At 46.3% G+C, this 19526-nt stretch carries 15 protein-coding genes and 1 riboswitch; of the genes, 10 read left to right on the top strand and 5 right to left on the bottom strand.

Features of this window, described 5'->3' with window-relative positions; translation table 11 throughout:
• Positions 1-116: 116 nt before the first annotated feature.
• Genes R8269_RS10575 through R8269_RS10560 form a run of 4 tightly spaced genes read left to right on the top strand, consistent with a single transcriptional unit; the run spans position 117 to position 6394 of the window.
• Positions 117-1829, top strand: a complete 1713-nt coding sequence (locus tag R8269_RS10575; RefSeq protein WP_005383121.1) for an autotransporter assembly complex protein TamA — start codon at positions 117-119, stop codon at positions 1827-1829.
• Positions 1826-5590 (top strand): translocation/assembly module TamB domain-containing protein, encoded by a 3765-nt coding sequence (locus R8269_RS10570; protein ID WP_318222528.1) that lies wholly within the window; start codon positions 1826-1828, stop codon positions 5588-5590. Before R8269_RS10575 ends, R8269_RS10570 begins: the two co-directional genes overlap by 4 nt.
• 44 nt (positions 5591-5634) lie before the next feature.
• Positions 5635-5982 carry a gamma-glutamylcyclotransferase gene (locus R8269_RS10565; RefSeq protein ID WP_025768359.1) on the top strand — a complete coding sequence of 116 codons (348 nt, stop codon included), beginning with the start codon at positions 5635-5637 and terminating at the stop codon, positions 5980-5982.
• A gap of 49 nt (positions 5983-6031) precedes the next feature.
• On the top strand, positions 6032-6394 hold the full coding sequence (locus tag R8269_RS10560) for a DUF2799 domain-containing protein (protein ID WP_017633454.1): 363 nt from the start codon (positions 6032-6034) through the stop codon (positions 6392-6394).
• Positions 6395-6467: 73 nt separating this feature from the next.
• Here R8269_RS10560 and ppa read toward each other — a convergent pair whose 3' ends face one another.
• Positions 6468-6998 (bottom strand): inorganic diphosphatase, encoded by a 531-nt coding sequence (ppa, locus tag R8269_RS10555; protein WP_005379635.1) that lies wholly within the window; start codon positions 6996-6998, stop codon positions 6468-6470.
• A 127-nt stretch (positions 6999-7125) separates the two neighbouring features.
• On the bottom strand, positions 7126-8142 hold the full coding sequence (fbp, locus tag R8269_RS10550) for a class 1 fructose-bisphosphatase (protein ID WP_005383114.1): 1017 nt from the start codon (positions 8140-8142) through the stop codon (positions 7126-7128).
• 312 nt (positions 8143-8454) lie between these two features.
• Here fbp and mpl point away from each other — a divergent pair, with 312 nt between their 5' ends.
• From mpl to thiQ, 5 genes are all read left to right on the top strand, one after another.
• A complete protein-coding gene (gene mpl, locus R8269_RS10545) occupies positions 8455-9813 on the top strand; it encodes a UDP-N-acetylmuramate:L-alanyl-gamma-D-glutamyl-meso-diaminopimelate ligase (protein ID WP_138938991.1) in 1359 nt (452 codons plus the stop codon).
• A 5-nt stretch (positions 9814-9818) separates the two neighbouring features.
• Entirely contained in the window at positions 9819-10457 is a 639-nt protein-coding gene (locus tag R8269_RS10540) for a flavin prenyltransferase UbiX (RefSeq protein ID WP_005379640.1), read from the top strand.
• Between the two features lie 37 nt (positions 10458-10494).
• A riboswitch (TPP riboswitch) is annotated at positions 10495-10631 on the top strand.
• Between the two features lie 72 nt (positions 10632-10703).
• Entirely contained in the window at positions 10704-11696 is a 993-nt protein-coding gene (gene thiB, locus R8269_RS10535) for a thiamine ABC transporter substrate binding subunit (RefSeq protein ID WP_025768363.1), read from the top strand.
• Positions 11697-11737: 41 nt separating this feature from the next.
• Positions 11738-13324, top strand: a complete 1587-nt coding sequence (thiP, locus tag R8269_RS10530; protein WP_017820277.1) for a thiamine/thiamine pyrophosphate ABC transporter permease ThiP — start codon at positions 11738-11740, stop codon at positions 13322-13324.
• On the top strand, positions 13324-14028 hold the full coding sequence (gene thiQ, locus R8269_RS10525; protein WP_318222527.1) for a thiamine ABC transporter ATP-binding protein: 705 nt from the start codon (positions 13324-13326) through the stop codon (positions 14026-14028). Before thiP ends, thiQ begins: the two co-directional genes overlap by 1 nt.
• Before the next feature lie 18 nt (positions 14029-14046).
• On the opposite strand, the gene R8269_RS10520 is transcribed toward thiQ, so the two are convergent.
• Positions 14047-14994: a LysR family transcriptional regulator gene (locus R8269_RS10520; protein WP_005379650.1), complete on the bottom strand. Its 948-nt coding sequence runs from the start codon at positions 14992-14994 to the stop codon at positions 14047-14049.
• A 92-nt stretch (positions 14995-15086) separates the two neighbouring features.
• Between R8269_RS10520 and R8269_RS10515 the strand changes: the two genes are divergently transcribed.
• Positions 15087-16163 (top strand): alkene reductase, encoded by a 1077-nt coding sequence (locus R8269_RS10515; protein WP_258476721.1) that lies wholly within the window; start codon positions 15087-15089, stop codon positions 16161-16163.
• Between the two features lie 63 nt (positions 16164-16226).
• On the opposite strand, the gene R8269_RS10510 is transcribed toward R8269_RS10515, so the two are convergent.
• Complete coding sequence (locus tag R8269_RS10510) at positions 16227-16664, bottom strand: universal stress protein (RefSeq protein WP_005379654.1); 438 nt, start codon at positions 16662-16664, stop codon at positions 16227-16229.
• A gap of 45 nt (positions 16665-16709) precedes the next feature.
• Positions 16710-19289 (bottom strand): TRAP transporter permease, encoded by a 2580-nt coding sequence (locus tag R8269_RS10505; RefSeq protein WP_171345715.1) that lies wholly within the window; start codon positions 19287-19289, stop codon positions 16710-16712.
• Positions 19290-19526: the final 237 nt, after the last annotated feature.

Genomic DNA, 19526 nt, shown 5'->3' with positions numbered 1-19526 from the left:
CTGTATCTGATGCTGTGATGACATAGACCGCGTTAAACCTATTAATATTACAGACTTAGAATCTAATTGGCGTTATCATTATTTACGTTTACTTAACCTCATTCAGCCATAAAAGCATGATAAAAAAAGCTCTCCCCACCATTGTTGGCCTGTTTGCCTTTTCTCATGGTGCCTATGCCGATGTTTCTTTGACTTTGAAAGGCATTGATGGCGCTTTAGAAGAGAATGTCAGTGCGTATCTATCATCTATTCCAGAGAAGGATTACTCCACTTCTCTGCGTTTTCAAGCGAGATTAGATCAAAGTATCACTGAAGCGCTTAACGCGCTTGGGTATTATCATGCAAAAATTTCATACTCTATTCCTGAAGCGAATGATGAGTTAATTGTGCTCATCAAGCCGGGCTTGCCAGTGAAAGTGAAAGTCATGGATGTGGTCATCACTGGAGAGGCCAAGGACGATGAAGAATTTGCAAAACTTATTGAGCGCTCTCCGCTCAAAGTTGGCCAAGTTTTGAATCAAGGCCAATACGACAGCCTTAAGTCAGGCATTCGTAACTTGGCGCTTCAGCGTGGTTACTTCAATGGTGAGTTTACGCTAAGTCGATTAGAGGTTATCCCTGATCTGAACGAAGCTAATGTCCGTTTGCACTACAGCAGTGGAATACGTTTCAATTTTGGCGACGTTTCTTTTATTGGCAACCACATCTGGGAAGACCGTGTCGCATCACTACAACCTTTTAAAGAAGGGGACCCATACAACGTTTCGAAGCTGGGCGAGTTTAACCAGAAGCTATCAAATACGGAGTGGTTTTCCTCAGTTTTTGTTGAGCCTGAATTGGATAGGCTTGATGATGGCCGAGACTTGCCAATTAAAGTGTCTTTATCTCCTGCTTCGAAGAATCAGATCGAGACGGGTATTGGTTACTCAACGGATGTTGGCGTTCGAGGAACGTTGAAGTGGAAGAAACCTTGGGTGAGCTCCCGAGGACACAGTTTCAACACTGCTTTATCCCTATCTAAGCCAGAGCAAACCGTGACTGCTTCTTACAAAATTCCTTTAGAAGATGTCGCTAACGATTATTATCAAGTTCAATATGGGCTTAAAAACCTAGACAACCGTGACACGCAGAGTATCGAGTCTAACCTTGCAGTGGAGCGTCATTGGTTAGCAGACGGTGGTTGGCATAATACCGTTTATGTTCGTCATTTGTACGAGAGCTTTACGCAAGGTTTACAAGATGATGAATTCAACTTCGTACTTCCAGGTGCGACATTTTCTCGGACTAGGGTTCGAGGGGGCAATATGCCAATGTGGGGAGACAAGCAAAGCATCACTATTGAGTATGGTGATACCGCTATGCTTTCTGAAACTAGAGTGCTCCGCTTAATTGGCTCGACTTCTTGGATTCGTGGTATTGGAGAGAATCATCGTGGTTTGTTCCGCTTAGAAGGTGGTGCGAATATTACCGATGAACTTGAAAAACTATCACCGTCGCTGCGTTTCTTCGCTGGTGGTGACAATAATATTCGTGGTTACGGCTATGAATCTATTTCACCTGTGGATGAGAGTGGCGCCCTGACGGGGGGTAAATACATTGTTAGCAGTACATTAGAATACCAATATCGTGTTTATGGAAACTGGTGGGCTGCAACGTTTTACGATATTGGTGATGCGTTTAATGAAACACCAGATTGGAAATCAGGTGCTGGTGTTGGTATCCGCTGGGCGTCTCCGGTGGGCCCTGTTAGTTTTGATTTTGCATGGGGGTTGGATGCAAAACCAGAACGAGAGTTTCGTATCCACTTCTCATTGGGGCCTGAGCTATGATCAAAATGATGTTTAAGTGGACCAAATGGCTGTCGCTCAGTTTGATTGGTCTATTGCTGTTGCTCATCATTATTGTCGCGACAGTTTTATTTACCCACCCAGGCCTCAAATTTGCCTTGTGGGGAGCCGAAAAAGCACTACCACAATTGCAGATTGAAAAAGTGCAGGGTTCATTGTTTCCTCGCTTCGAACTGCATAACGTCAGTTTTTTCGATGAGTCTTTGAATATCGACGCCAAAGTCGAGCGTTTAGCATTGGCAGTGAACTTCCGCTGTTTCTTTGACCCTAAGGTCTGTGTCGATGAGTTAAGACTGCAGGGGCTTGACTTTAAGATGCCAGAGCTACCGCCAGCAAGCGAGGAGCAAGAGGAAACACCACCACTGCGTTCTATCAGTACGCCAGTGCCAATTTTTGTTAATAAAGTCAGCTTTAATGACATCAATGTCAATGTGCTGGGCAATCAAATTGATTGGCAAACATTCTCGACAGCTTTGTCGATGCAGGGTGATCGTTTGGTGATCGCACCTACCGCGTTGAAAGACATTAATGTGGCTTTAGCACCAAGTGAGGCTGAACCTGAAGCGGCTGCCGAGGAGCCGAAAGAAACTGACGTTACGCCGCAAGATATTGTGTTACCCGAAGTATGGATTCCACTGACGGTTGAAGCGCGTCGTCTTGATATTCACAATTTCAAACTGGCAGGTGAAACGCCAGTGATCGTCAATCATCTTGGTTTGGTTGCAAGAGCAGGCGGTGAGCGTGTTGATGTCAAAACATTAGAGCTCGACATGCCAGAAGTGGAAGGCAAGTTGAGCACACAAGTGACGCTTTCTTCTGATTACCCTATCAAAGCGCAACTGGACGCGTTAGTGAAGCAAGCGGATGCGAAGGGACAAAAACTGTCGCTTTCGGTCTCGGGTTCGGTTGGTGATTTGTCACTAAATGCTACGCTTTCTGAGCTTGTACAAGCGGAGATCAAAGGTGATATTCAACTGCTTAAAACGCAGTTACCGTTTGATGTCGAGATTAAAAATGTACAGGCGCAATGGCCGCTATTTGGACAAAGCGATTACCAGGTTTCTGTACCAAGCTTGGCGGCAAAAGGCTCACTTGATGGCTACGAAGTCGCATTAGAAACCAAAGCTTCGGGCAAAGATATTCCCGCCGTTGATGTCGCACTAAACGGCAAAGGTACGTTAGAGCAAATTGACCTCGAAAGCCTTGTAGTGAAAACCCTGGGAGGCGAACTCTCTGGGAAAGTCATGGCCAATTGGGCCGCGCCAATCAACTGGCAAGCTGACTTGAACCTGAAAAATATTCAACCAGGTTTACAATGGAAAGAAGCTGAAGGGGATATCAGCGGTAACCTTTCGACTTCGGGATCGTTAACAGAACAAGGCGGTTGGCAAGTCAGTTTGCCTAAGTTAGACATCGACGGCATTTTGCGAGGGTATCCGCTGAATGTTGAAGGGCAACTTGAAGCGTCTGATAAGAACGGCAAAGGCGAAGACATCCAACTTACCACTCAGGGTCTAGCGCTTTCTCATGGTCCAAACCAACTCAGTGCAAAGGGTAAGATAGATAAGCAAATTCTGATGGATGTTGAGGTTAACTTCCCTGATTTTGCGAAAAGTGTTCCGGATCTTGCAGGTAAAATGCAAGGTAAAGTCGCACTACGTGGTAGCTTGAAAGAACCAGACATCAATCTTGATCTCGCTTTAAATCAGATAAACTGGCAGCAACAGGCGAACGTAGAAACGATCACTTTAAAGGGTGATGTGAAGCCTCTGCCAGCACCAAAAGCGAACATAAGCCTTATTGCGAACAACATTACCTATGACGACATAAAAGTTGATAGTGCTGACCTTGAAATCTCTGGGGATGAAAAACTGCATCAACTGACGCTCGATGTAGTATCTGACCTGGTGTCGACCAGTTTAGAAATTGAAGGGACATTCCAGCAGAAACCAGAAATGATTTGGGATGGGGCGCTGCGCCGCTTGACGCTGAGCTCGCAACAAGGCCCGTGGGCGTTGCAAAAATCGACCGCGGTGAAGGTCAATATCGACAAACAGATCGCGAACGTTCAAGCGCATTGTTGGTTGCAAGCTGAGTCGAGCGTATGTCTAACCGAAGACATTAGTGTCGGTAAGAGTGGCCAGGCGAAGCTAGCCATCAATGATTTTGATTTTGACCAAATCAAGCAATTCCTGCCGCCAGAAACCAAGCTGCAAGGCTCGGTTAATGCACAGGTTTTTGCTAAATGGGCACCAGAGAAAAAGCCCGAAGTAACCTTAAGTGTCAATATGCCAAAAGGCCAAGTTGAACAAGCACTTGAGCAGCCAATTAAAGTCGGTTGGGAAAGCTTCAACTTTAAAGCGGCATTAGCGAAAGACAAGCTTGATGCCGAGTGGCTATTTGATGTGAAAGATAACGGTGACTTGTCTGGTAAGGTTTCTTTACTGAATGTCTCGTCTGAAAAGCCCACTATTGATGGTAAGGTTTCACTCTCTACGTTCCACTTGGACTTCTTGGCACCGTTGATTGGTGAGTACAGCTTGTTTAAAGCAAACATGAATACTGACCTAGCGATATCAGGTGACGTTATGCATCCGAAGGTGAACGGTCAGTTCTTGATTGACCAAATGAAGCTACAGGGTGAAGTCACACCGATAGATATAAACTCAGGGCAGGTCGTCATCAACTTTAAAGGCCATCAAGCGGACTTGGATGCCGGGATTCTAACCCCGGATGGTGAGTTGAACGTTACCGGTGATGCCGACTGGCAGGACTTACAGAACTGGCGTACTAAAGCGCGTGTATTTGCTAAAGAGCTCAATGTTGATTTGCCCCCAATGGTAAAAATCAAAGTTGAGCCTGACATGACAATAGATGTGACTCCTCAGCTTGCGAAAATTGAGGGTGATATTAATTTGCCATGGGGCAGAATTGTCGTCGAAGAGCTTCCACCAAGTGCGGTAGGCGTATCGAGTGATACCGTTATTCTCGATAAAAACTTGCAGCCAGTGGACGATGTCGCTGCGATGCCGTTTGATGTGGAAACGAACATCAACATTAAAATTGGTGATGACTTCCAACTTGCCGCTTTTGGTTTAAAAGGTGGGTTGAAAGGGAACCTAAACGTGACACAAAAAGACAAAGGTCCGTTCATCGTTGGTGAAGTGAATGTTGTCGATGGTTCCTATCGTTCGTTTGGTCAGGACTTATTGATTAAAGAAGGTAAGATTCTGATGAATGGTCCACCAGACCAACCTTACTTGTCTATCAAAGCGATTCGTAATCCAGACAATACCCAAGATGATGTCATTGCGGGGGTACAAGTGTCGGGCCCAGCATCTGATCCGAGTATAGAAATTTTCTCAGAGCCAGCGATGAACCAAGCCAATGCGCTTTCTTATCTACTTCGTGGTCAAGATATTGATGGTGAAGCCGGTGGTAATGCAATGACGACTACCTTAATTGGTTTAAGCTTGGCGAAGAGTGGTCGTGTGGTTGGTGAAATCGGTGAAGCCTTTGGCGTACAAGATTTACAGCTGGACACTGCTGGGTCGGGCGATGATTCGCAAGTGACGGTGAGTGGTTATATTCTGCCAGGTTTGCAGGTGAAATATGGTGTCGGCATCTTTAACTCCCTAGGTGAGTTCACTGTGCGTTACCGATTGATGCAAGACTTGTATTTAGAAGCGGTATCTGGTGTAGATAGCGCCGTTGACCTACTCTATCAGTTTGAGTTCGATTAAAGTGCTTTAACCTAAGCATACACAGTCATGACTAAGGAGTGGTTATGCAGCATTTGATTTTTGTCTACGGCACGTTACGCAAGGGAGAGTACAACCATCAGTATTTGCGCTCGGCGCAGTTTCTTGGTTTACATGAAACGGATGCTCAATTTGCAATGTATGACTTAGGCCCTTATCCAGCGTTGTCTGTTGGGCAACGCTCGATTCAAGGTGAAGTGTATCTGATTGATGATGAAACCTTATCTGAGCTAGATAGGTTAGAAGATGTGCCAGTGGAATATCGCCGAGAGAGCATCGTTACGCCTTTTGGCCAAGCTTGGATCTACTTATATCAAGATACTGAGCAGTTAACCGAAGAAATCGCTTCCGGAGATTGGTGTCAAAAGGTGTGAGCTATACTGACATTATCAATAGCAACGAGCTAAACACTAAGGAGTCACGATGAAAGCATTCGTAATTGGAGTAATGGCGTTGCTTCTTGCTGCATGCGCACAAACAACACTACCGACTTCGAATAATGTGACCGATTGGCAAGTGTTTGGTAAGCAGTCAGCTTTAGATGGATTACGGGAGTTATCTGAGGAGCGAATTGCGAAGCTGGATGATGTTAACCATGCGACGCCAGAACTGATAATGGCTTATCAAGCGGGTTACCAGCAAGGCAAGCAAGAGTATTGTGAGCAAAGTGCTTATATGCTCGGTGTTATCGGGCGTCCGTATTTTGGCATTTGTGATGATGTTGACCCCTTCTTTCAACATGACTACGACGCTGGACGAATGTCTTCAGCAGGCGCACCTATCTAGTTGACACAGGTAAGATGAAAGCAAAAGAGCTGCCCTAGAGCAGCTCTTTTTAATTTTGTATCAGCAGTGATGCTTATTTTTTCTGAGCTCGCTCGTAAGATTCTAGGATCTCAGCTTTAGCGGCAGCAACATCTGCCCACCCATCCACTTTCACCCATTTGCCTGCTTCAAGCTCTTTGTAACGCTCAAAGAATTGCGTGATCTGCGCTTTCAGTAGTTCTGGGATATCGTCCACATCTTGGATGTGCTCGTACTCTTTCGAGATTTTTGAGTGGGGAACCGCAAACACTTTTGCATCTTCACCCGATTCATCTGTCATCTTCAAAACGCCAACAGGACGGCAGCGAATGACTGAACCTGGCATGAGTGGGTATGGTGTTGGTACCAATACGTCGACTGGATCGCCATCAAGCGACAGGGTATTGTTCACGTAGCCATAGTTGCATGGGTAGAACATTGGTGCAGACATGAAACGGTCGACAAATACAGCACCAGAGTCTTTATCTACTTCGTACTTGATTGGATCTGCATTTGCAGGAATTTCGATAACGACATAGATATCTTCAGGCAGCGACTTGCCTGCTGGTACATGGTTTAAGCTCATTAGAATATTCCTTTTCATTAACGATGAGTCACACAAAAGCGGCTTCATCTGATGATAAATTCGCGTTTCACTTTAGCGACAAAAACGCGGCAGGTAAACACCTGCCGCGTTGGACAAAGGTCTGAAATTATTCTTCGTCGCGGTGCAGTTCAAGGAACTCTTCAACTTTGCGAACCATGTTCTTCGAACCCACAAAGAAAGGTACACGCTGGTGCAACTCAGTAGGCTTGATGTCCATTATGCGATTCACGCCGTCCGATGCAATGCCGCCAGCTTGCTCAATGAGGAATGCCATAGGGTTACATTCGTAAAGCAGGCGTAGCTTGCCTTGTGGGTGGCTTTGTGTGCTTGGGTAAAGGTAGATACCACCTTTCAGTAGGTTGCGGTGGAAATCAGCAACCAGCGAGCCAATGTAGCGAGAAGTGTATGGGCGACCGTCTTCTGGCACGTTTTCTTGGCAGTACTTGATGTACTTCTTCACCCCTTGAGGGAAACGAATGTAATTACCTTCGTTGATGGAGTAGATCTTACCATCATCAGGAATCATCATGTTTTCATGAGAAAGACAGAAGCTGCCGATAGATGGGTCGTAAGTAAAGCCGTTTACGCCGTTACCAGTTGTGTATACCAACATGGTGGAGGAGCCGTAAATCACGTAGCCCGCAGCCACTTGCTTGTGACCAGGTTGTAGGAAGTCTTCTTCAGTTGGTGGAGTACCGATTGGAGAAACACGACGGTAAATCGAGAAGATAGTACCAACAGAGACGTTCACATCGATGTTAGAAGAACCATCAAGTGGGTCCATCAGTACTACATATTTGGCGTTTTGGTTGAGTTCTTTATTGAACGCAACTGCTTCGTCTTCTTCTTCACTGGCAACGCCACACACTTGATCACGAGCTTCAAGCGCGGCTTTGAACTTATCGTTCGCGTAAACATCGAGCTTTTGCTGATCTTCACCTTGGACATTTTCCGTGCCTACAGCACCAGTGATATCACCGAGACCCGCTGCGTTGATTTCGCGGTTAACGATTTTTGCAGCTAAACGAATGGAGGCTAAAAGGGATGATAGATCACCGCTAGCGTGGGGGAAATCCGCTTGTTTTTCGACAATGAACTCGCCTAGGGTGCGCAGTCCTGACATGGTTAATCCTTACATTTTCATTTTATTGGGGGTAGTGCGCAAGTGAGCATCTCTTTATGAATGTTAAACGATTGCGCTGGATGTAAGTTTAAGTCGCAGATCTTTTTAATGGTAATGAAGTAACTGTTTGAGATCTCAATTTATTTGTAGACTTGTTTGAGGGATTCATCAGTAAGCAAGAGGTTGTACAGTCTGTGTTCAACCTTGTCATATTTGTGAAAGGGACTGCAAGAAGAAGGCTAAAGTCACTCGCTTTTCAGGCGGTAATCGCGATAATGAAAGCATTAAAAAACGCATTACAAGGTTTAGTTTATGCACATTCATATCTTGGGTATCTGTGGCACATTTATGGGCGGCGCAGCGATTCTAGCGCGCCAATTAGGACATAAAGTCACTGGTTCTGATGCCAACGTTTATCCGCCAATGAGCACACTGCTTGAGTCTCAAGGTATTGAAATTATTGAAGGCTTTGACCCGTCTCAACTCGACCCTCAACCAGATCTTGTGGTGATTGGTAATGCGATGAGCCGTGGCAACCCTTGTGTCGAGCATGTGCTCAACACTAACATGCGTTACACCTCTGGCCCGCAGTGGCTCAACGAGTTTTTGCTGCATGATCGTTGGGTATTGGCGGTATCGGGTACACATGGGAAAACGACCACGTCGAGCATGCTTGCTTGGATACTTGAAGATTGTGGTTATCAACCGGGTTTCTTAGTCGGTGGGGTACTCGGTAACTTCGGAGTGTCTGCTCGTTTGGGTGAAAGTATGTTTTTTGTCGTTGAAGCGGACGAATATGACAGTGCTTTTTTCGATAAGCGTTCTAAGTTTGTGCATTACCATCCTCGCACTTTAATCATGAACAATCTTGAGTTTGATCATGCTGATATCTTCGATGATCTAGAAGCGATCAAGCGCCAATTCCATCATTTAGTGCGAACTGTACCGGGCAATGGATTGATCTTAGCGCCGAGAAAAGATCAGGCGTTAGCGGATGTATTAGAGCGTGGCTGCTGGACTGAAAAACAGTTCTCTGGTGAGAATGGTGACTGGCAAGCGCACAAATTAGTGCTTGATGGCTCAAAATTTGACGTTGCGTTGCAAGGCGAGAAGGTTGGTACCGTCGAATGGAATTTGGTGGGTGACCACAATGTGGATAATGCGCTGATGGCAATCGCTGCTGCACGACATGTTGGAGTCACTCCGGATCTTGCTTGCCAAGTATTAGGGCGTTTCATCAATACCAAGCGCCGTTTAGAGCTGAAAGGTGAAGAACAAGGTGTGACGGTTTACGATGATTTTGCGCATCACCCAACGGCAATTGAACTTACTGTCGGTGGTTTGCGTAACAAGGTAGGTGAAAAACGCATCCTAGCAGTGTTAGAGCCGCGTTCTGCCACCATGAAGCGTGGCGTACACAAAAACACACTTGCAGAGTCACTACACAGTGCAGATGAAGTCTTCTTGTTCCAGCCAGATAATATCGAGTGGTCTGTGCAAGACATTGCCGACCAATGCACACAGCCAGCGTTTGTCGATGCGGATATAGATAACTTTGTAGCCAAGATCGTCGAACGTGCGCGACCAGGTGACCAAATTCTAGTCATGAGCAACGGTGGCTTTGGTGGTATTCACGGAAAACTTCTTGAGCAGTTAAAACAAAAAGCCTGATTGATATGCAAAACAAAACACAACCCTCTCATAAAAAAGCCATCACGTTGGCATTAACGGGTGCTTCTGGTGCTCCCTACGGCCTTCGTCTTTTAGAATGCTTGGTTGCGGCGGATTATCATGTCTACGTTCTGATTTCTTCGGCGGCTCGTGTTGTGATGGCAACCGAGCATAATCTTAAGCTACCAAGTGGCCCAGAAGCGGCGCAGCAAGCATTGGTAGAGCACCTGAACTGCAATCGAAATAACATCACCGTTTGCGGTAAAGATGATTGGTTCTCGCCGGTTGCGTCTGGTTCTGCTGCACCAAAGCAAATGGTGGTTTGCCCATGTTCTGCGGGAAGCGTTGCAGCCATAGCACACGGTATGTCGGACAACTTGATCGAACGGGCCGCTGATGTGGTAATGAAAGAGCGCGGGCAGCTGTTGCTCGTGGTTCGTGAAACGCCATTTTCAACGCTACATCTGGAGAACATGCACAAGCTATCGCAAATGGGCGTCACCATCATGCCAGCGGCCCCGGGCTTCTACCATCAGCCAAAGAGCATTGAAGACTTAGTGGATTTTATGGTGGCGAGAATTCTCGACCACTTAGGTATTGAGCAAGGTTTGGTGCCTCGTTGGGGCTATGACCAGCGCTCGTGAGCTGATTGTGTAACCACTCAAATACCTTTACAATCCATCCAACTCATCGGGGAGCAAACCCATTTTGCATTGAGTCAATCAATGCATTTGGGCGCTGAGACCTAAGTGCTTTACTAGGGACCCGTATTACCTGAACCAGATAATGCTGGCGTAGGAATTGAGTCTGGATATTGGAAATCCTTAATAGCCGCCTCAAACCCTGTGCCGCTCAACTTATTTCTCTGAAATACTCATGGAGAGCGAGCAGTGAAAACCACTCTAAATCTGATTGCCTTAGCTGCAATCACCTCTACTTCAGCGTTTGCCGCTGAAAACACATTAACCATCTATACCTACGACTCTTTTGCCGCAGATTGGGGGCCGGGTCCTAAAATCGAGCAAGCTTTTGAAGCAAAATGTGGCTGTGACGTTAACTTCGTGGCATTAGACGATGGTGTGTCGATCCTGAATCGTCTTCGTCTTGAAGGCGGTAATAGCAAAGCCGACATCGTGTTAGGTTTGGATAACAATCTGATGGCAGAAGCGAAGAAAACCGGTCTGCTTGCCGAGCACAATGTGGATACGGCTAACACAGTGTTACCAAACGGTTGGAGTGACACGACGTTTGTACCGTACGATTACGGCTACTTCGCGTTTGTGTACAACAAAGAGAAACTGGCTAATCCGCCGAAAAGCATGAAAGAGCTGGTGGAAACGCGCGACGATCTGAAAGTGATTTACCAAGATCCGCGGACTTCAACGCCGGGCCAAGGCTTAATGCTATGGATGAAATCTATTTATGGCGACGATGTGACGCAAGCGTGGCAGAAGCTAGCGAGCAAAACCGTAACGGTCACGAAAGGTTGGTCTGAGGCGTATTCTATGTTCCTCAATGGTGAGTCCGATTTAGTGCTTTCTTACACCACTTCACCTGCGTACCACTTAATTGCGGAAAACGATTCGAAGTTTGCTACGGCGAGTTTTGCTGAAGGCCACTACATGCAAGTTGAAGTCGCCGCCAAAGTGAAAGGGGCAAAAAATTCAGAACTTGCTGATCAATTTATGAGTTTCATTTTAAGTGATGAGTTCCAATCGGCGATGCCAACGGGTAACTGGATGTACCCAGTCACTGACGTTGAGTTACCTAAAGGTTTTGAAACTTTGAGTGTTCCAAGCAAGTCGTTGAGCTTTAGTGCTGATGAAGTGGCAAAAATGCGTAAGTCTTGGATTCGCGAATGGCAAAGCGCATTGACGTTTTAGCTGACGTTTCCACCCTCATCTGAATGAGATAGGTTTTACCTTTGAATTCTGTTCCAAAAATAGGTTTAGGGGTCGCGATGATCATCGCGACCTTTGTTATTTCTGCCCTAGGTGCTTTGATTGTTCAAGCCCCTTCACTTGATGTGTCTGTGGTATGGGGCGACCCGTACTATCAACATGTCACCAAGTTCAGTTTCTACCAAGCGTTTCTTTCCACATTGCTCAGTGTTGGCTTTGCCATTCCAGTAGCGCACGCACTTTCGCGTCGCCAATTTATTGGTAAATCATTACTGCTTAAGCTGTTTGCATCGACACTGGTTTTGCCGGTTTTGGTTGGTGTTTTTGGGCTGTTAGCGATTTATGGCAACAGTGGTTTGTTGGCGCAGTGGTTGCAAAGTTTCGACACTAAACTGCCATTCTCTATTTACGGTTTGAACGGCATTTTACTCGCCCATGTGTTCTTTAATTTACCTTACGCGGCACGATTGCTTCTGCAAGCCTTGGAGTCTATTCCTGCCGAGCAGCATAAGCTTTGCGCGCATCTTGGGATGAGCCATTGGGATAAGTTTCGTTGGGTAGAATGGCCGCGTTTAAGGCAGCAGCTTCCCCACGTTTGTGGGTTGGTGTTTATGTTGTGCTTTACCAGTTTTGCCACTGTAATGGCGTTGGGGGGCGGGCCAAAATCCACCACCATTGAATTGGCCATTTACCAAGCGATTAAGTTTGATTTTGATTTACAAGCTGGGGCGTTATTGGCGCTGTGGCAGATGCTGTTATGTGGACTGCTTGCTATTGGAGTGCAGAAGTTAACAAGGCCTGTTTCTATCAGTGCTGGAAGCACATCGGTACAGCAATATTTAACGAAGGATCATGGGTGGTCAAAAGCTTGGGATAGCTTTTGGATCATAGGTGCCTTTTTACTGGTAATACCGCCGTTATTGATGGTGTTACTGAGTGGCATCAACCAACAAGTTTGGACAGTATTAACCGATGAGCGTTTTTGGTCTGCGCTATTGAACTCCCTCAAAGTCGCCTGTGTCGCTAGCGCGCTTGCGGTCGCTGCAGGGGTGTCCATACTATTGACCAGTCGCCGTTGGCGGTTGCAGTACAAAAACACGCGAGCCGATCAGATTGAGTTAATCGGCACCGTTATTTTGGTGACTCCAGGTCTGGTGATTAGCACCGGTTTATTCTTACTACTGCGCGCATTTACCGATGTTTTTAGCTTGGCATTTTTTGTCGTGATTTTGGTGAACGGTTTGATGGCTTTGCCTTACGTGATCAAAACGCTAGCGCAGCCAATGCTGCACATTGAACAACAGTATCAGTATGTATGTGCCAGCTTAGGCATGCGTGGCTGGCAACGGTTTAAAGTGGTGGAGTGGCAGGCGCTACGCAAGCCGTTTGCACATGCGTTTGCGATCAGCTTTATGTTTGCGATTGGCGATTTAAGTGCTATTGCGTTGTTTGGCGGACAAGAGTTCCGCACTTTACCTCTGTATTTATTCCAGCTGCTTGGCAGCTATCAGATGGACGCAGCTGCGGTGGTATCGGTGACCCTATTGTTGTTGAGTGTGGGCTGTTTTGCCTTGATTGAGAAAGTATTGAAAACGAAGGAGAGAGCGTAATGTTAGTGTTGGATGATGTGCAGTACACCTACCAACGTGAACTGTTTCGTTTTGACTTAACGATTGAGCAAGGACAGATTGTGTCGCTGATGGGACCAAGTGGGGCAGGGAAGTCAACCTTGCTGGCGTTGGTGGCAGGATTCATCCATCCTGACCGTGGTGATATTTGTGTTGATGGTGAGTCCATTGTGCGTAAAGAGCCTTATCTGCGTCCGTTCTCTATGTTGTTCCAAGAGCACAATTTGTTTGCTCACTTATCGGTGCGTGACAACATCGGTTTGGGCTTACACCCAGGGCTAAAGCTTACGGTGGACCAAAATCGTCAGATTGAACAAGCCGCGCAGCAAGTTGGTGTTGCAGAGTACCTCGACCGTTTGCCAGAGCATCTTTCTGGTGGCCAGCGTCAACGTGTTGCCTTAGCGCGTTGTTTTGTTCAGCCTCATCCCATGTGGCTATTGGATGAGCCGTTCTCGGCGCTTGATCCGGTGTTGCGTGAAGAGATGCTGAGCTTGGTAAAAAAACTCGCAGCAGAGCGGGGAATAACCGTATTGATGGTCACGCACAATTTAAGCGATGCCAAAGCGATTGCCAGCCACTTTGTGTTTGTGGCAGATGGTAAAGTGGAAGCCGCGGGTGATATGTCTGCATTGAGTGAACAGCATGCTAGTGAGAAGCTTGCGGCATTTATCCGAGCCGCATGCTAGTGCCTGATAGTTGCTAGGTTATGCTTCTCCGCAACACAAACCATGCCTAGGGCCAAATTCAAATTGAGATCTTAAGCTCATGATATGGTCAATCATTGCTTGTACGCGCCGTGGGCGGTTTGCTCCAGGACGATAGACTAGATAAATAGGCATTGGTACCGTGTGCCATTGCGGCAACACTCTGACTAAGGTGCCACTTTCTAGCTCTTGCGTCATGTTTTGCACAGGTAAGTTAGCGATGCCTAGTCCTTTAAGTGCGCCTTTCAATATTGCTTCTACAGTTGTACTTGAGAAGTTACTGGTTATTGAAACATTGACGGTATTATCGTGTGAGATCAGCGTCCAAGGCCCTATTTCTGAAACATATTGATACCTCAAACAGTTGTGTTTTGTCAGATCTTCTGGCGTTTCAGGTACGCCGAACTCAGCTAAATACTCAGGGCTAGCAGCCAGAACTCGAGTGGTATAGCCTAATTTTTTTGCGATCAATCGATCATCAACTATCTGACCGACTCGAATTGCCATATCAAAGCCGTGTGAAAAGAGATCAACAAAATCGTTCGATGCTTCTAACGCAATTTGTACTTTTGGCCATTGTTTTAAAAATGGCAAAAAGATGTGCTCCGCCATATACGCATCCAACGCTGGTGGCGCGGAAATACGCAGCCGGCCTTGGATCTGTTGTTCCATCTCCTGAACGTCATGGCCAATTGAGTGGAATTCCTCAACTAAGCTTGCAGCACGCTCTAAAACCATTTGGCCAGCTTCGGTGATCACTAACTTTCGGGTTGTGCGCTCTAGCAGTTTGGCTTCAAAGTGTTGTTCGAGTTTGGTTATGGCTTTGCTAACAGTAGATTTTGGTAGGTTTAACTCCAGCGCGCACTTGGTTAAGCTCAGTAGTCGACAGCTTGTGACAAAGATAGAAAGCGTTCTAAAGTCAATTGTTTCTAAATTGCGAACAATCACTTTCAATTATCCATATTGTTTCAATATTAATCTGATTATAGTCTGGCACCTCATCCTTAGCCATCAAGTTATTGTCATTTGAGGTAAACAACATGTCCAACTCTGTAGACTTATTTTCTCCTATCGAACTCGGTCAATTAGTATTAGATAACCGTGCCATTATGGCGCCTTTAACGCGAGCTCGTGCTGGCGCAGACCATATTCCTAATGACCTTATGGTTGAATACTACGCTCAACGTGCGAGTGCCGGACTTATCATTGCTGAATGCACCATGGTGATGGAAGGTACGTCTGCTTTCATGGCAGAGCCGGGCATTTACAACGAAGAGCAAATCGCAGCTTGGAAAAAGGTAACGGATGCGGTTCATGAGAGAGGCGGTAAGATTGTACTGCAAATTTGGCATGCGGGACGAGCTTGTCATCCTGATCTGAATGAAGGAAAAACACCTGTAGCGGCGAGCGCATTGGCCATTCGTGATGAATTAGTCCATACCCCTTCGGGTAAGCAAGCATATACGGTACCACGAGCACTCGAAGTGGATGAGATAGCTTCCATTGTTGCGGCGTTTAAACAAGGTGCAGAAAACGCCAAGAAAGCCGGCTTTGATGGGGTCGAGATACATGGCGCCAATGGTTATCTTATTGATAACTTCCTTCGTGACGGCTCAAATTTACGTACCGATGAATACGGTGGCTCGGTTGAAAATCGTGCTCGATTTTTACTTGAGATAGTGAAAGAAGTCGTTGAGGTGTGGGGACCCGGAAGAGTCGGTCTGCGTACATCTCCGCTAAATGGATTTAATGACATGAAAGACAGTGATCCAGTTGGCTTGGTGCGTTACTTAGCAGAGCAACTTAATTCTTTCGATCTTGCTTATTGGCACGTGATGCGTGCGGATCTGAAAGGCGTACAAAAAGCAGATGTTCTCAAGCCAGCACGCGAAAACTATAAAGGTCACTTAATGGCGAACGTGGGCTACAGTGCACAAGAAGCGGCAACAGCAATTGCAGAAAACAAAGTTGATGTGGTCGCATTTGGCGTTCCCTTTATCGCAAACCCAGATTTAGTTGAGCGATTTAAGAAAAATGCACCTTTTAATGAGGCGAAACCAGAACACTTTTATTTGGGTGGAGCAGAAGGTTATACCGATTACCCAGTGATGGCATAACCCTTACTTGTTTAATATAAAAAGGACGCTAATGTTAGCGTCCTTTTTCGTTTCTGTATTTACTTAGCCTTGCGGTTTTACGACCATCACATTGATTGGAGAATATTCCACAACCTTACTCGCGACAGAGCCAAGCATTACTTTATTGATTTTAGAGCGCTTGTGACTTGGCATAATGATGAGATCAGCGCCTAAACGTTCTGCATAATCAAGAATGGTCGCGTAGGCCTTGCCTTCAGCAACATGCACTTGGTAAACCACATCTTCAGCAATATGCTCATTAGCGAAAGTTTTTAGTTGCTGCTTCACGTCTTGCTTCATTTTGGCCGCAGCATCTTTCGGAAAGTATGTGGCAACCATCGACATGTGAATACCAGGTAGTACCGTCAGAAGATGGATTTGAGCATTTGCTTGCTTTGCCTGCCAAACCGCTAGTTCAACCGCTCGGTCTGAAAAGCCTTGGTCATTTAGATCAACCGGAACAAGAATTTGTTTGTACATTCAATGTCTCTCATTAAGGCCCCTTTATCCTCGGGGCCAAATCGGTTATGCGCTCAATTGTTCCTTACGAGCACGACGTTTTTGGTTCATGGCAAGCACCAGCAAAATCATTAAGCATGGTACAAACACCCACTCTTTCATCGGACGGTCTGCATCCTGGATAACCCACTTGATTTCCCAATCAAAGTCGATACCTGCGGACTCTGCTGGACTACCAAATTCAACCATATCGACAATCATTTTTTTGTCACTTTCGGTCAGCATCAGACCCATAGATGAAATACGTGCGTCTGCTGTTGTCGCACTGTCTTCGAATGGAAGACGAACCGTTTTCTCAATGTAGTCGCCCTCAAGGTTTTCACCGGCAACACGTAACTCCAATGATTCTCCTACATTTAGTGTTTCCGTGATTTGAGCTACCTCAACGCCAGGAGAAAGAACTTTCGCTGGGTACAGCATGTCCCACCAAAAACCTGGACGGAAAAACGAAAACGTCAGTACTAATAATAGGACTGTTTCCCACCACTTGTTACGCGTGAACCACCACCCTTGAGTTGCCGCAGAGAATATCAGCATTGCAATGATCGATGAGATGACCGTGAGTGCCAAATGCCACCAAGAGTCGATCCCCATTAACAATAACTGGGTATTGAACACAAACATGAACGGCAAAATAGCGGTTCGAATATCGTAAGTAAAACCTTGGATACCGGTACGAATTGGATCTGATTTCGCAATTGCGGCTGCTGCAAAAGCTGCAAGACCTACAGGTGGGGTATCGTCGGCCAAAATACCAAAGTAGAAAACGAACAAGTGCACCGCTATCAACGGAATAATCAAGCCATGCGCCGCGCCGAGCGTAACAATAACCGGCGCCATTAGCGTAGAGACCACGATGTAGTTCGCCGTTGTTGGCAGACCCATCCCCAGAACCAAGCTAATGATGGCGGTAAACAGCAGCATAAGAATGATACTGCCACCAGAGATAAACTCGACGAAGTCGGTCATCACTAGGCCGATACCCGTTAGTGTAACAACACCAACAACGGTGCCCGCTGCCGCGGTTGCAACGCCGATACCAATCATATTACGCGCACCAGAAACTAAGCTCTCGGCAAGATCGACAAAGCCATCTTTGGTTTGCTGAAGCATGTCACCTTGCTTTGACAGCAGTGCAATCAACGGACGTTGAGTAAGCAAAATGAAAATCATGAACACCGTTGCCCAGAATGCCGAAAGGCCAGGTGAGAAACGTTCGACAGTCAAACACCAAACTAATACGACGATAGGGAGTAGGTAGTGCAAGCCTGACTTAACGGTTGGGCCAGGATCAGGTACTTCTGTTAATTCTGCATCAATCTCAATTGCGCCATCTTGCACGTGATTTGCTGAGACTTTCACCAACCCAACGTACGCGATTAATAGTGCGACGGTAACAATTGGTGTCGCGGCATCACCAAAGACGTCCTTTGTCCAACCCACTCCGTAGTAAACCAATGCGCTGATCACACACAATCCTAAGATTGTGCCAGTAAAGGACAGCAGACTTTGTACTAGTGTTGGGTTGTGGCGACGAGGAAGGCCTGTCATGCCTGCTTTACATGCTTCAAGGTGAACAATGTAAATTAAAGCAATATAAGAGATTAGCGCTGGAAGTAGGGCAGCTTTAATCACCTCAACGTAGGAGATACCGACGTATTCCACCATCAAAAATGCTGCTGCACCCATGATTGGCGGTGTTAACTGACCATTGGTTGAAGCCGCTACCTCTACCGCACCCGCTTTTGTGCCGGGAAAGCCAACACGCTTCATCAGTGGAATGGTAAAGGTGCCAGTTGTTACTACGTTTGCGATTGAAGAACCAGAAACCAGACCAGATAAACCTGATGCAACAACGGCCGCTTTAGCTGGACCACCTTTCATATGGCCAAGCAACGAGAAGGCAACTTTAATGAAGTAAGCACCGGCACCAGCGCGTTCCAGCATTGCTCCAAACAATACAAACAAGAAGACAAAAGAGGTAGAAACACCTAGCGCAACCCCAAAAACGCCTTCTGTTGTTAGCCACAAGTGAGACATGGCCTTGTTCAAGCTTGCCCCTTTGTGCGCGATAACGTCAGGCATGTAAGGGCCTGCAAAGGTGTAAGTAAGGAAAACAGCAGCCACGACCATTAATGGTGGACCAAGTGCTCGGCGTGTTGCTTCTAAAAGGAGGAGCATACCGATAACAGCAACAACGATATCAACCGTTGTCGGTGCGCCTGAGCGTCCTGCTAGCTCGGTATAAAAAAGGTATATATAGGCTGCTGAAAAGCTGCCAGCCAACGCGAGTATCCAATCAACAAGAGGGATATGATCGCGAGGAGAATTCTTCATCGCTGGATAAGCAGTGAAAGCCAAAAAGATCGCGAAAGTAAGGTGGATAGATCGCGCTTCCGTGTCGTTCAGTACGCCAAAATTGAAAATAAATGGTAACGGGGATGCGTACCATAATTGAAATAGTGACCAACACAGAGGAACAAACCAAAGGATTCGTCCTTGCATTCCCGAAGGGCTACGTGCACCTGTGTCTGCCTGAGCCACCATTTCTTGCACATCTTGTGACGGAGCTTGATTCGTCGCCATGTACTTTTTCCTTATTATTGATGGTCCTGTCTGATTTTTATCGAGAACCACACTTCGCCTCTATCAGTGTAGTGAATGGAGCGAAGTTTGCTTTCGAGTATTTTGCTGCCTGAACTCAAAGTGTTGATTGTTGGATACTCTGTTAGGCGGCGTTTAAGTTTTCTTGGGTATGAGCTCGCAGTTTTCAGAAGAAAACTGGCGAATGAAGCATACAGTTAGAACGTGCTACAACCTGTA

This window comes from Vibrio sp. Vb0667 (assembly GCF_033391095.1).
The sequence above is the reverse complement of the archived record's forward strand: the minus strand, read 5'-3'. Positions and strand labels throughout refer to the sequence as shown.